General features: G+C 48.5%; 11 protein-coding genes. 4 read left to right on the forward strand and 7 right to left on the reverse strand.

All coding sequences use genetic code 11. The annotated features are described in order from the left end of the window. Positions 1–113 precede the first annotated feature (113 nt). The 4 genes from AC27N8_RS18650 to AC27N8_RS18665 all read left to right on the forward strand — a co-directional run bounded on the left by AC27N8_RS18650 (position 114) and on the right by AC27N8_RS18665 (position 4349). Positions 114–752 carry a hypothetical protein gene (locus AC27N8_RS18650; protein WP_487068895.1) on the forward strand — a complete coding sequence of 213 codons (639 nt, stop codon included), beginning with the start codon at positions 114–116 and terminating at the stop codon, positions 750–752. A gap of 186 nt (positions 753–938) precedes the next feature. Continuing rightward, the gene (gene rlmB, locus AC27N8_RS18655) at positions 939–1688 is read left to right on the forward strand and encodes a 23S rRNA (guanosine(2251)-2'-O)-methyltransferase RlmB (protein WP_487068896.1); all 750 of its coding nucleotides are present in this window, start codon (positions 939–941) and stop codon (positions 1686–1688) included. Between the two features lie 134 nt (positions 1689–1822). Further along, positions 1823–2797 carry a hypothetical protein gene (locus AC27N8_RS18660; RefSeq protein WP_487068897.1) on the forward strand — a complete coding sequence of 325 codons (975 nt, stop codon included), beginning with the start codon at positions 1823–1825 and terminating at the stop codon, positions 2795–2797. Between the two features lie 760 nt (positions 2798–3557). Next, positions 3558–4349, forward strand: a complete 792-nt coding sequence (locus AC27N8_RS18665) for a hypothetical protein (RefSeq protein WP_487068898.1) — start codon at positions 3558–3560, stop codon at positions 4347–4349. A 143-nt stretch (positions 4350–4492) separates the two neighbouring features. Here the strand turns inward: AC27N8_RS18665 and AC27N8_RS18670 are convergent, their stop codons facing one another. The 7 genes from AC27N8_RS18670 to AC27N8_RS18700 all read right to left on the reverse strand — a co-directional run bounded on the left by AC27N8_RS18670 (position 4493) and on the right by AC27N8_RS18700 (position 13184). After that, positions 4493–5227, reverse strand: a complete 735-nt coding sequence (locus tag AC27N8_RS18670) for an SDR family oxidoreductase (RefSeq protein WP_487068899.1) — start codon at positions 5225–5227, stop codon at positions 4493–4495. A gap of 205 nt (positions 5228–5432) precedes the next feature. Continuing rightward, a complete protein-coding gene (locus AC27N8_RS18675; protein ID WP_487068900.1) occupies positions 5433–6788 on the reverse strand; it encodes an FAD-binding oxidoreductase in 1356 nt (451 codons plus the stop codon). Between the two features lie 194 nt (positions 6789–6982). Further along, positions 6983–8476 carry an NADH-quinone oxidoreductase subunit N gene (locus AC27N8_RS18680; RefSeq protein WP_487068901.1) on the reverse strand — a complete coding sequence of 498 codons (1494 nt, stop codon included), beginning with the start codon at positions 8474–8476 and terminating at the stop codon, positions 6983–6985. 71 nt (positions 8477–8547) lie between these two features. Continuing rightward, positions 8548–10167: a complex I subunit 4 family protein gene (locus AC27N8_RS18685; protein ID WP_487068902.1), complete on the reverse strand. Its 1620-nt coding sequence runs from the start codon at positions 10165–10167 to the stop codon at positions 8548–8550. Between the two features lie 11 nt (positions 10168–10178). Next, entirely contained in the window at positions 10179–12323 is a 2145-nt protein-coding gene (nuoL, locus tag AC27N8_RS18690; protein ID WP_487068903.1) for an NADH-quinone oxidoreductase subunit L, read from the reverse strand. A 4-nt stretch (positions 12324–12327) separates the two neighbouring features. Beyond that, complete coding sequence (gene nuoK, locus AC27N8_RS18695; RefSeq protein ID WP_487068904.1) at positions 12328–12651, reverse strand: NADH-quinone oxidoreductase subunit NuoK; 324 nt, start codon at positions 12649–12651, stop codon at positions 12328–12330. A 5-nt stretch (positions 12652–12656) separates the two neighbouring features. Continuing rightward, positions 12657–13184, reverse strand: a complete 528-nt coding sequence (locus AC27N8_RS18700) for an NADH-quinone oxidoreductase subunit J family protein (RefSeq protein ID WP_487068905.1) — start codon at positions 13182–13184, stop codon at positions 12657–12659. Positions 13185–13267 lie beyond the last annotated feature (83 nt).

Genomic DNA, 13267 nt, shown 5'->3' on the forward strand with positions numbered 1-13267 from the left:
TGGCTCAACCGAAACAACTTGCGATCCGTATATTTCTTGAGTTAAGAAAACACAGTCGTTTCATTTGACCATCGCGTAACACGAACGATTGTCTTGTAAAGGAGTATGCTCCCATGTGGCCCTTTGATAACAATAGACAACAAGTCTATCAACAATATGCCCAGGCCTACGATGCTGGAAACTTTAATGGCTTTGATCCAATGCAAGCACTTGGTCATCTCGGTCAATTCATCCAGGGTGCGCCGCCCCAACTACAACAAAACGTTTATCAGCAACATTTTGAGCAGATGCCCTACGAAAATCGAGCGATCTTCGCCCAGCAGATGCCACCCCAATATGGTGTCAATCCCAACGATCCCTCCTCGATGGCGCAGGGATTGTTTCGTCTAGGTCAAGAGCAGCCCAATCTCTTGCAGCGTGTTTTTAGCCATCCCGTTTTGATGGGCAGCGCCGTTGTATTAACAGGTCTGGTCGCCAAACACATGATCGCACATCATCAACGTGAAGAATACGGCAATGGTGGCTATCAACAATATAACAATGGCTTTCAGCAAGGTGGTTTTCCACAGAATGGTTATCAGGGAAGCTTCCCACAGGGCGGTTTTCAGCAAGACGGCTACCAACAAGAGATTAATCATGAGCGCCGTGAAGAGCAAGAATTGCGTCGCGAGCTTCGTCAAGAGGAGCGTGAAATCGAGCGTTTAGAAGAGAGAGAAGGCCGACACCATCATCGTCGCGAAGACAACTACTAATTTCTCCTCCTTTCTCCTCGCCAACGGACCTCTTGTGGAAAGTGTTTCCCACAAGAGGTTTTTTGTCTGAAAAAAGGCTATTTTCACTCAAGTGGCACAGGATAGTAGAGTCCCTCGCAGAGGTATGCTATACTCGAAAAGAAATTTTCGGACCATTTGGACCATCACCACACATAAAGAGGTACCATGCCTGAATATATATGGGGCCGTAACCCTGTCACAGAGACACTACAAGCCGGACGACACATTCAACGTCTGCTACTGGCTGAAGGTGTAAAAGAAGCCCCTGCCATCGCTACAATCGTCGCAGAGGCCAAACAACGCTTGATCCCGATCGACATTGTCCCACGCCATCGTCTGGACCAGATCAGTAACGGGGCGGTCCATCAGGGATGTATTGCCCAGGTTGATGAGCGTCGCTACGCCAGCATCGACGATATCCTTGCGCTGGCAGAGAAAAAGCAAGAAGCACCATTTCTTCTCATCCTTGATGCCATCCAGGACGTAAATAATCTGGGCTCTCTCTTACGCACAGCAGAGGCCGCAGGCGTACATGGCGTGATTCTCCCAGAGCATCGAGCAGCTGAAGTTAACGGAACGGTCGTTAAAACATCGGCTGGAGCCACCGAGCACATCCTCATCGCCCAGGAGACCAATCTCACGCGTGCCATTGACATGTTGAAGAAACAAAATATCTGGGTGGTGGGATTGGCCGGAGAAGCCAAGACCTTCTATACACAAGCCAACCTGACAGGTTCTCTAGCTCTTGTCGTAGGTAACGAGGGGAAAGGTATCAGTCGCCTGGTGCGTGAGCACTGTGACCTCCTGATCAAATTGCCAATGTTTGGACATGTCAACTCGTTAAACGCAGCCGTTGCTGGCAGCATTTCTCTTTATGAGGCTTTACGTCAACGAGAGGTTGATGCGAAAAAATAGAAAGGGAACCGAAATCTAACGGGACCATTGGAGGAAAATAGACGTATAAATTAAAAGGACTTAAAATCGTTACAAGCATTCATTCAGCAACGTCTATTTTTTATAACAATGCTGTGTTCTCAGGAGTAATTCGAGTGTTCAAAACTTTTATTAAGTATTCCAGTGTCTTATTCTCTGGCATCGTCGGATTCGCTTTACTTACCCTTATCTATACACAACCGACGGCGCTTGCCAGTTCACACATCATCTTAGATGACACACCAACAGCCACGTATACCAATGCCAGTCTCACCCTGGCGCTGCCCACTGGAGGTACGCCAAAAGGTCATGCCGGAACACAAATCCAGCTGACAGGCGCCAGTTTTCCTCCCAACAGCCCGGTCATGCTCTATGCAGCGACCGATCCCGGACAGTGTATAGCGGGCCAGAGTGGAGCGGGACCCATCCAGCCGGCATCCGGCGGCATAACCGATAACAACGGCGGTTTTCAAGTCACCGCCACATGGCCTGCGGGTGCCAGCCAGCCCAGCACAGCCTACTATGTCTGTGCACGTGTCAGTAATACCAACAAAGCCTCTAACACAACCTTCACTGTCCTCCCTCCCTCAACAGCCTCGGCATCGCCAACAACAGCCAACCCCGGTGATGCAATCACGGTCAGTGGTCAAAACTGGAATCCGCAAGAAGCGTTAACAGTCTCCATCACTGCGGGAGAAGGCAGTCAAGCGCTTATCAGCCAGCCCGTCACAGCTGATGCCGATGGAAACTTTAGCGTTAGCCTGACCATTCCAACCAATGCACAAGGAGGCTCTTATGGTATCGGGATCACCGATGCTAACAACAGCAATCAGAATCAATTTTTTGCCAACACAATTACAGTCAATCAGCAAGCAACGCCCACCCCGGCAGCGACCGCTACTCCAACGCCAACACCTACCCCGGAGGTGACTGCCACTCCCACACCCACTCCTAATGGAAACAACAATGGCGGACCTGGATCAAACAACAACGGATCAATGCTCTGGCTCATCTTTGGACTGGGTGGTCTGGGTATTGTACTGGTCATCATCGGCCTGACCATGTTCCTCACCAACTCCCACAATAGCTAACAATGTCATTAAAAGAGCGCGCTTGGTAAATTCCTAAGCGCGCTTTTCTATTTCTTACCATTTTTACATGCACAGATAGATATTGGTGTAGAGCGAAGAAAATTAACCAATCAACGATCAAATGGTCCTGGATTTGTCCCTATTTCTCCCTGATTGTGGTCTCATAAATCAGGTAAACTTACAAAAAGACTCTCAAGAAAGTAAAAATGTTCTTTGGATTTTGTATTATGTGGTTTCTAGTTAATCCGCATACAAGAATTACTTTGTTCCTGGTAAGGAGGAGCTTACCCTACTCTAGTAGAATAGAGACCTAATATTGTCTTGCATACGATTATTAAAAGGAGCCATTGCAATGGATGGGACAAGGAGATATTCGAGTAATTCTGGAGGTCGTGAGAGAGGTCGTGAGGGCGGCAGTTATAATCTAGAGCGGGATCGCGCCTTTCGAAATCAGAGTGCACGCCCTCCGGAACGGGAGCGGAGTACACGCCCTCCGGAACGGGAGCGGAGTACACGCCCTCCAGAGCGTGAACTCCCTCCCGAGCGGGGTCGAGATCGGGAGCGCCCTCCCGTAAGTGGTGGGCGTCCTCAGAGGCGAAGTGAGAGTACATATGCTCAGGAGCGGAGTGAAAGTACACGCCCTCAGAAGCGGAGTGAGAGTACACGCCCTCAGAAGCAGAGTGAGAGTGTATGGAAAAAAGTTGGAAATTTTCTTGAGACAGCGGATACAGTAGCTAGTGCCCTTAAAGGACCCCTACTAATGGGAGAAACTTATTTAAACAATGAATTGAACAACAAGCCACATGATAGCAAACAAATAATTTTAGAGGGAGGAGTAGCATTAGCAAATATTCAAGCTGCAAAAATGGATCTAGATGCATACGCAAGAGATCAACCAAAGATAAAAGTAGATAGAAGTGATGCTTATAATTTCAGAAAAGATGCAATAAAGGGACTTAGTGGAGCAAGAAAGTATGTAAAGAATAGAGAAGGTAGCACTCGGCAAGAGAAATTGGATGCAAGCAGGGGAAAAGATGCTGCAGGTGAGGCAGTTCTTGAAGCATTTCAGAGGAGTCTAGATAAAAAGCCTACAAGGCGTGATACATCTCAAGATGATCGTCCCAGAAGAAGTCTCCCAGAACCTAGACACAGAGAATCTAAACGAATAGAACAGAGCCCCCCTTCTTCCTCTGATAATTCAGGTGATTCAGCTTGGAGAAGTAATGGTTCATATAAGCCACGCAGGGGTGCGGGAATACCTATTGTAAGGGATGAAGACTTTAGTTATGGAAATGAACCACTACCACCAGAAAATACAAGGAGAGATACACCGCCAAGGAGAGATACACTGCCAAGGAGAGATACACTGCCAAGGAGAGATACAAGGGAACCCGCCAGCCTTCGCCGGAGAGATACAAGAAGGGAAAGGGAAGACCAACCCGACCTTCGGCAGAGATTTACACAAGAGCAAGGCAACAACTCTTCACGAGGGTTTGCATCACAGCAGGACCAATATTACGGCCCACCATGGGGCGGCGGCCAACGTAATTGAGCAAAAGTGCTAGACGCAATCAACCCTTCATGAAAATTTCTGGAAGACAAAAATGGCACAACCCCTATATGGCTGGCGATACATTGCACCATATAGGGGCTGCTTTTATCCGCTACAGTTTTCGGCAGATCTGGATAGAGATATTAGAGAGGCAAACGTTTAAAAATGCTCTCAGGAATCGACTTGATCACAAACATAATGATCTTCCAGTATCCTGGCAGATAGACCACATCTTTGCGCTTCTTTATCGCGTCATAAATGCCCGCACCAACCGTTTCTGGCTGAGCGAAGAGTAATCCTTGCTTCATATGGGCCGTCATCGGAGTAGCGACGGTTCCCGGCTTGATAGTCACAACCGCCACTCCAGATTTCGCCAGACGTCCACGCAAGCCCTGTAAGAAGGTACTGACTGCTGCCTTGGCGGTCCCATACACGTAATTAGAGGCACGACCACGATCACCAGCAACAGAGGAGATCACGGCGATGCAGCCGCGTTTCTGCTGCTCAAAATAATTAGCGCTGATGGTCAGCAAGGAGATCACACTAATAGCATTGGTATTTAACTCTTGCAACGTCTCTGCGATACTTAATTGACTCTGTTTCTGATCTCCCAACGTGCCATGAGCGATCAACAGTGCATCGATCCCACCGAACGAGCTGATCACCTGCTGTAACAGCTCTTCATGGCGATCCATCTCATTGAGATCCAAAACAAAGGTTTCCACCATTTTTGCGCCGCGCACTTTTAGATCAGCGGCGATTATAGACAATTTATCAGCCGAGCGCCCGACTAGAAAAAGATCAGCACCATCACGAGCAAACAGCTTCGCCGCCTCGTGAGCCAGGGCAGAACTAGCGCCTACAATTACTACTCTCATCTTATTTTGACTTTCAACTTATCTTTACTTATATAAATATCGGCATGCCATGCAATCGTGTATGTAAAGCTCATGCGCTCGATCGCGTCACAGTTCCTGCATGACATTCACGATTGTTTTTTATAACAGGCAGTAGGAGAATTTCCTACCGCTTGATGCAAACGTTTATTTATTCTATTATATTCGGGCTTCACAGACTATCTTATTAAATATAGAGAGGAGCCTTAACCTCTCCCTCTTGCGTGACACGGCGCCAGAAGCTAGAGGAGAATTTCGGGTCGATATATTGCTCAAATTCTTGCCAACGTGGATAATATTTCTGGAAACCTTCAGGGCTCATGCGTGCGTCTTTCGCTGGATACAGAACACCACCGTTATCTTCAACGATCAGATCTAATTCACGCAAGAAAGCCTGCGTTTTTTCGCCCCGATTTGTAAAGTCCAACGCCAGCGTATAGCCTGGACGAGGGAAAGACAGCATGCCGGGAGATTTAATATCACCAAATTGCTTTAAGACGGTCAGGAAGGATCCTTCGCCAGCTTGCTGGATGTTGAAGATAATTTTACGTAGAGCCTCACGCCCCTTATCAAAGGGGACCACAAACTGGTATTGGAAAAAGCCTCGTTTTCCATAGATACGGTTCCAGTTGTGGATAGAGTCCAGTGGATAGAAGAAAGGTTCATAACTTTCAGTCTTCTTCACGGTTTTTCCACGCTGGAAATTATATACCTCGTTAAAGGCTTTGACGGTATATTTATTCAACGTAAAGCCGGGGAAATCAATCGGAACCGCTAGAGGAAGTTTTTTCTTCCTGGAAAGCTCTTTCGCTAATGTGGGGTCCTGACTGGCATTACCGCCCAAAAATTTACCACGGCACAGAGCTGTCCCGCCGACCAGCAGATCAACCCAGGAGACCGTATAATCGAACCTCTTATCAGAAGCCGCTGAAATCTCAAAGAACTCGTCTAGCGAATCAAAGTGAATCGATTCCATATCGATGTAAGGATTCACAATTTTGCGCAGGCGGAACTCAGCCCAGATAATCATTCCTGTCAAACCCAGCCCCCCGATGGTCGCACAGAACAGTTCGCTATTCTGCTCAGGAGAACATATCAAACGATCGCCATTTGAGCGTAGCAGCTCAAAACGTGTCACATGGCATCCAAAGGTCCCCGCAACATGGTGGTTTTTCCCATGCACATCGTTGGCAATAGCGCCACCGATTGAGACAAATTTGGTTCCCGGTGTGACAGGCAAAAACCATCCACGCGGCACTGCGACGCTCAGCACGTCAGCCAGCGACACACCAGCTTCACACTTAATCAGTCCATTCTCTTCATCAAAAGCGATAAAATTGCGCATATGGCTCACATCGACAGTGACACCACCTTCGTTCAAGCAACTATCACCATAACTACGCCCATATCCAAAAGGGAGTATTGACTGATTGGTGGCGGCCAGATCGGGTAATTCAGTACGCCAATAAACAGGGACAACCCCGCTCGATTTTACCGCGGGATAACGTCCCCAGGATTGCGGTTGTTTATCAGGAGATACCATAGCTTTATCGATTCCTTATTTATTAATATTCTGTGTTTAACTGTATTTCAAGATGTTCTTATGACTATAATAACGCATCCTGACAAACAAGTGCTATGAAATTACCCAAAGGTATTAGAGCAAGCTAAGACATATGGCACAAAAATAGGACACGAAATTTCGTGTCCTATTTTTGTTACTACCTGACCGGATATTTATTTGCCAAGCAGTGAAGCGAAGAGCCCCAGAGCAGCTGGATTGGCTGCGTTGAGCACAACTTGCACGATCACAGTCAGAACCAACAGAGCAGCGGTCGCCAGAGTAATCGTGGTACTCAGGCTCGCCGTGGGCACCAGATGATCTTCCTTGGCAGGAGCATCAAAGAACATCACCTTGATGATACGTCCATAGTAGACAACCGAGACGATACTATTCAATAAAGCTACCACTACCAACCATGGCTGACCAAGTTGCCAGGCAGCGCTGAAGATAAAAACTTTACTAAAGAAACCGGCAACTGGTGGGATACCAGCCAACGAGAGCAGGCAGAGAGCTGTCCCTACACTCAAGAGAGGAGCACGCCTCCATAGCCCACGGAAATCCTCAATTTTCTCGCCACCAGTCAGGTTTGCCAACGAAATCACTCCCGAAAAGGCTCCCAGGTTGGTCACGACGTATACGAGGATGAAGAACAGTACGGCAGCAATACCACTGGATGCGGTGGTGTGATTCTTCTGGGACATCGTTAGAGTCGCAACTATGCCCACCAGAATGTATCCAGCCTGCGCAATACTAGAGTAGGCCATCATGCGCTTGATATTGGTCTGGATAGCCGCAGCGAAGTTTCCAAGTGTCATCGTCAAGACGGCGACCACCACCAGGACAACCACCAATGGTGTCAGATCCGCTTGCCAGAGACCCCCATAAACCAGGATGCGGATTAAAGCCGCGAAACCAGCAGCCTTTGAGCCGACCGAGAAGAAAGCAGTCGCAGGTGTTGGCGAGCCTTCATAGATATCCGGAGCCCACATATGAAATGGCACTGCGGAAATCTTAAAGCCAAAGCCAGCAATAATCAGCACATCGGCCACAATCACCATCAGATTGCCATTGCCAAAGCTTTTAAAGGACTGCGCAATCCCCTGAAGATCTGTTGTCCCGGTCAGGCCATAGAGCAAGGCAAAGCCGTACAGCAAGATGGCAGAGGACATCGCTCCCAGGAGCACATACTTCAATGCAGCTTCAGATGACTTTGTACTTGTACGCAGCAAACCGGCCATCGCATACAAAGGAAAGCTTGTGAGCTCTAACGAGATATAGATCGAGATTAGCTCGCCAGTACTCGCCATCAGCATCATACCAACGACCGAGAAGAGCATCAACGTATAAAACTCTCCATCGGCCTTGATATACTTTCCTAGATAGTTATAGGCGGCCAGAACCATCACAGCAGCGATAATCAAAAAGACAATATCAAAAAAGAGCGAGTATTGATCCATCACAAACATACTAAAAAGTGCTGTTTGAGGTGTTGTAAATGTCGCAGCCTGCACGATTGTAAACACCACAGGCACGATCAATCCTACCAATGCAACTGTAGCGGTCACGATGCGTCTCTTCGTAAAAAGATCCACAACCATCACCACCAACGCTAATAACATCACGCTGATTTCAGGTGCAAGCAGGTAGAGATCAGATGGCTTAAACATAGTAACTCCTTAACCCCTCAGCAGAGCGACTCTTCATCATCTGTCGCATCGCTCTGCTCATAGAGATCTCCCTACTTTATCATGGTCGTCACAGCCGTATGAATAATCGGTGTGATGCTACTCGTAATCACATTAATCAGGGGTGCTGGATAGATACCAACCAGCACAATCAGGCCAGCCAGAGCATAGAGCGGCACCAACTCGCGTGCGGATGCATCGGTCAACCAGTTCCACTTTTGATTAAATGGACCAAAGAAGACACGTTTAATCATCCACAGCAGATAGGCTGCAGTCAGGATCATGGTAAAGACCGCAATCAGCGTTGGGATGGTCCAGATGCGGAAGCTGCTGGTGAAGACCATGTACTCAGCCACAAAGCCAGCCAATCCAGGCAGACCCAACGAAGCCATACCAGCGAACGTAAAGAGCGTCCCCAGCATCGGCATCCGCTTCGCGATACCTCCGAAGATATTAATCTCACGCGTATGTGCCAGATCATAGACCACACCCACGCAGAAGAAGAGCATGCCGGTGATAATACCATGACTGAACATCTGCACCGTCGCGCCTGTTAGCGCAACCTGACGGAACGCCTCATCGCCACCAGCCAGAGTCCCCTGAAAGATACCATTGCCTGCTCCTGCCGCCGCTGCGACTCCTAGCAGGATGATACCCATATGGCTGACACTGGAATACGCGATCAGCTTCTTCATATCCGTTTGCACGAGGCAGATCGCCGCTCCATAGAGGATATTGATCACTGCGATCACGGCCAGCCAGCCAGCGAACTGTGCCATCCCACCTGGAAAGAGCGTAAAGCAGAAGCGGATCAAGCCATAGGCACCCATCTTCAACAGGATACCAGCCAGGAGCACACTGACCTCAGTTGGAGCATCCGTATGTGCGTCTGGTAGCCATGTATGGAATGGGAAAACAGGGATCTTTACTGCGAAGGCCATAAAGACCAGCAAGAGCGCCAGCAACTGGAAACTGATGGATATTCCCATCACCGTCGTACTTCCACCGATCAGATGAGTCGCAAGATAAGGCATATCCGAGCGACCTATCTTGAAGTACAACAGGATAAAACCAGCCAGCATGAAGACACTACCAAAGAACGTGTATAGCAAGAATTTCCAGGCCGAATAGATACGTCCAGGAACGCCATGCTTGATAGTTTCACTGCCCCAGATACCAATCAGGATAAACATCGGTGCCAGTTCAACTTCCCACATCAGGAAGAAGAGGAAGATATCCAGCGCCATAAAGACGCCCATCACACCGGCTTCCAGTAACATGATCAGGGCCATATAATCGCGAGCGTTCTTCTTCTCCCAACCACCAACAATCGATAACATAGTCAGGAACGCATTCAAGATCACCATCGGCAAGCTCAAGCCATCTACACCAAGAAAGTAGTCAACTTTGAAATGGACCGCGCCAGCCGTAAAGTTAATCCAGGGCAATTGAATCGAATATGGCAAATTATTGAGACTACCAAAACCATTAATGCCATGCTGATTTAAAATGTAGAAGAAGATGCCCATCGACAGCACAAACGTAGCTGCCGTAAAGACAAGTGCAATCCAGCGCGACCAGCGCCAGTGACGTTTCGGGACGACATACATTCCCAGCGCACCAAGGACTGGCAGCAGGAGAATCCATGTGAGTGCATTTTCGAAAATCGACATGTTTTCTTACCTCACTTCCAGACCGTTGTTATGAGAACGACCACTACCACTGCCAGCACAGCCACACCGCCAAAGAAACCGATCATGTACGACTGCACACGTCCCGTCTCCAGGCGACTTAAACCGGTACCCGCATCAGTTGCGCCGCGCGCCACACCGTTCACAATGCCATCAACGACATAGCGATCGAAGGCCTGCGCCAACTGAGCAAGACCCAGAATAATGTATTTCACGAACAGATTGTACAGGTCGTCAATGTAGTAGCGATTGTACAGAATACGATGGATCGTACGCAACACAGCATTCGACTGCACAAACTGATTAATTCTCGCCAGCTCAATGCGACCGTAGACAACCCAGGCCACTGCCAGACCGGCGAAAGAGACAACCACACCAATCCAGGTAAGTGGATCGACAAACAACTCTAGAATATTTAAGTTTTCAACCTCTTTACCACTGATGTTGACATACTGATAGAAACCAGTCCAGTAGCCCGCAAGAACAGCAAAGACAGCCAGTACAATCAGAGGAATGGTCATTGAACGAGGAGATTCATGTACCTCTCCATAACCACGATAGGGACCGCCCCACAGGCCCATGAAGCGACCACCCTTACCACCGAAGGCCAGGATGAAGGCGCGTAACATGTAGAAGGCCGTCAGGCCAGCGGTAAGCAGCGTTGCAGCGTAGATGATCGGATGACCATGCTGGAAAGCCAGGCCAATAATTTCTTCTTTACTGTAGAAACCAGAAAAGAAGGGAAAGCCAGAAATAGCCAGCGTAGCAATCAGCCATGTAAAAGCTGTGATCGGCATTTTGGTGGCCAGACCACCCATCAGACGTACATCCTGTACCTCTTTGTGCATGGCATGATGCAAAGCATGTAAGACGCTACCGGCACCCAGGAAGAGGAGTGCTTTGAAGAAGGCATGCGTGAAAAGATGGAACATACCAGGACCGACGCCTTCGGAACCACCGACACCCAGGCCGACAAACATATACCCCAGCTGACTGATCGTCGAGAAGGCCAGCACACGTTTGAAATCCGACTGGACCAGTGCGATCGTGGCAGCAAAAAGAGCGGTAAAAGCGCCGATCGAGGCGACAAATTCGAAGGCAAAAGCGGGAGCCGCCGCAAACAATGGTGAGGTACGAGCAATCATATACACGCCAGCAGCAACCATGGTCGCGGCGTGGATCAGAGCACTCACAGGAGTCGGGCCTTCCATAGCGGATGGCAACCACGTTTGCAGAGGAAATTGAGCGGATTTACCAATTGCCCCACAGAACACCAGAATCATAGCCACGCCAACCAGTGTGGGATCCATGTGCGATGAAGTAATCAGACCTGGAATTTTATCAAATTCGAAGGTGCCAGTATTAACGAACAGAATCATGATACCGATGATAAACCCAACGTCACCAATACGGTTCATCACGAAAGATTGCAGGCTCGCACTGGCCGGAGAGGGACGCTGCTCATCAGGCTTCGCACGCTTATTGATCCAGAAACCAATCAGCAGATAAGAGCTTAAGCCAACCAATTCCCAGCCGCAGAAGATCACCAGAAAGTTTTGCGCAAAGATGATCACAAACATTGAGAAGACAAACAAAGACAGGTAGGCGTAGAAACGTGCGTAACCTGCCGAGTCTGACATGTATCCGCGTGAATAAAACTGCACAAGCAATGCGATCGTTGTCACGACCACCAGCATTGCAATCGCCAAGCGATCCAGATGGAATGCAATAGTATAATGCAGGTTACCCACAGTCAGCCACTCATAGTTGAGGACAGGGATACCTGCCTCAGGCAGTGCATTAGAATTGATGGTACTAAAGAGCAGCACCCACGAATAAATGCAGGCAATCGCCATAATCAGCAGTGCAACATAAGCACTGGCCTTTGCACCAGCTGTCAGATAAGCCACATGAGGCTCGTCATCGTCATCGGCTTCGCTGTGCTCTGCGGCGTGGGCATCCGAGGAACCGTGCGCTTGCGCAACAGGATGTTCCTCATGGGCATCATGATCCCCATGTCCAGCAGGAAGTTCAACCCTGGGGCGACTGTTCATATCCCAGACACGCGTCCCAAAGAGAATCACAGCAAAGGCGAGAAGCGGTGCTAATAAAATTAGCGCAGAATATTGATACAACATCTAATCACCACTTCATCATATCGATCTCGCCAACATCCACCGTAGAGCGCTTGCGGTAAATGGCGATGATCATCGCCAGGGCAACCGCAGCCTCAGCTGCTGCAACAGTGATAATGAAAATAGCAAAGATCTGTCCAGTCAAGTGCTTAGAGTATGGCTGAACGGTATTAAAAAACGAAAAACCAACCAGTGTGATATTGACGGCATTGAGCATAATTTCAATTCCCATCAATACGGCAATAGCATTGTGCTTGGTGATGGCACCAAACAGACCAATACAAAAAAGTATTGCCCCTAGAATTAAAAAATGATCGAGTGTGAGTTGCATCCCAATTAGTCCTCTCTGCCGATGACAATTGCGCCAATGATCGCGACCAGCAGTACTAGCGATGCAATTTCAAAGGGGAGTACATAGCTATAATTGCTGGGACTATACAAGAGCTGGCCGATGACTACAACATTATTTGGGAGTTGTTGCGCAACCTGAGATGCAGCTACGACGCTTTGAATATTATGTTTGCTCTCTACGAAGGCGTAGATAATGACTGCACCAATGGCAACGCAGATAACACCAGCTATCGGCCATAGTTTATTCGATGGGTTAGTGGTCCTGGTAACCCCACCGATACGTGTGAGCATAAGCGCAAACAGAATCAGAATCGTTACCGCACCCACATAGATGAGGATCTGCACGATCGCGATAAATTCAGCGCTCAATAGTACATAAATACCAGCCGCCATGGCAAATACCACGATCAGAGCCAGCGCACTATGCACAATATCGCGTTGCCCCACCACCAGTAATGACGCAATCACTATGACCACGGCAAAAACCCAGAACAAGACGGAGCTTAAATCCATACAAAAACGTACCTCCGGATTATATCGGATATTATTGGATCGTAATTTCAGGCTCAAACCAGAGGGAGAAGATTACACATCCT

The sequence above is a fragment of the Dictyobacter sp. Z7_2 genome, from assembly GCF_057551105.1.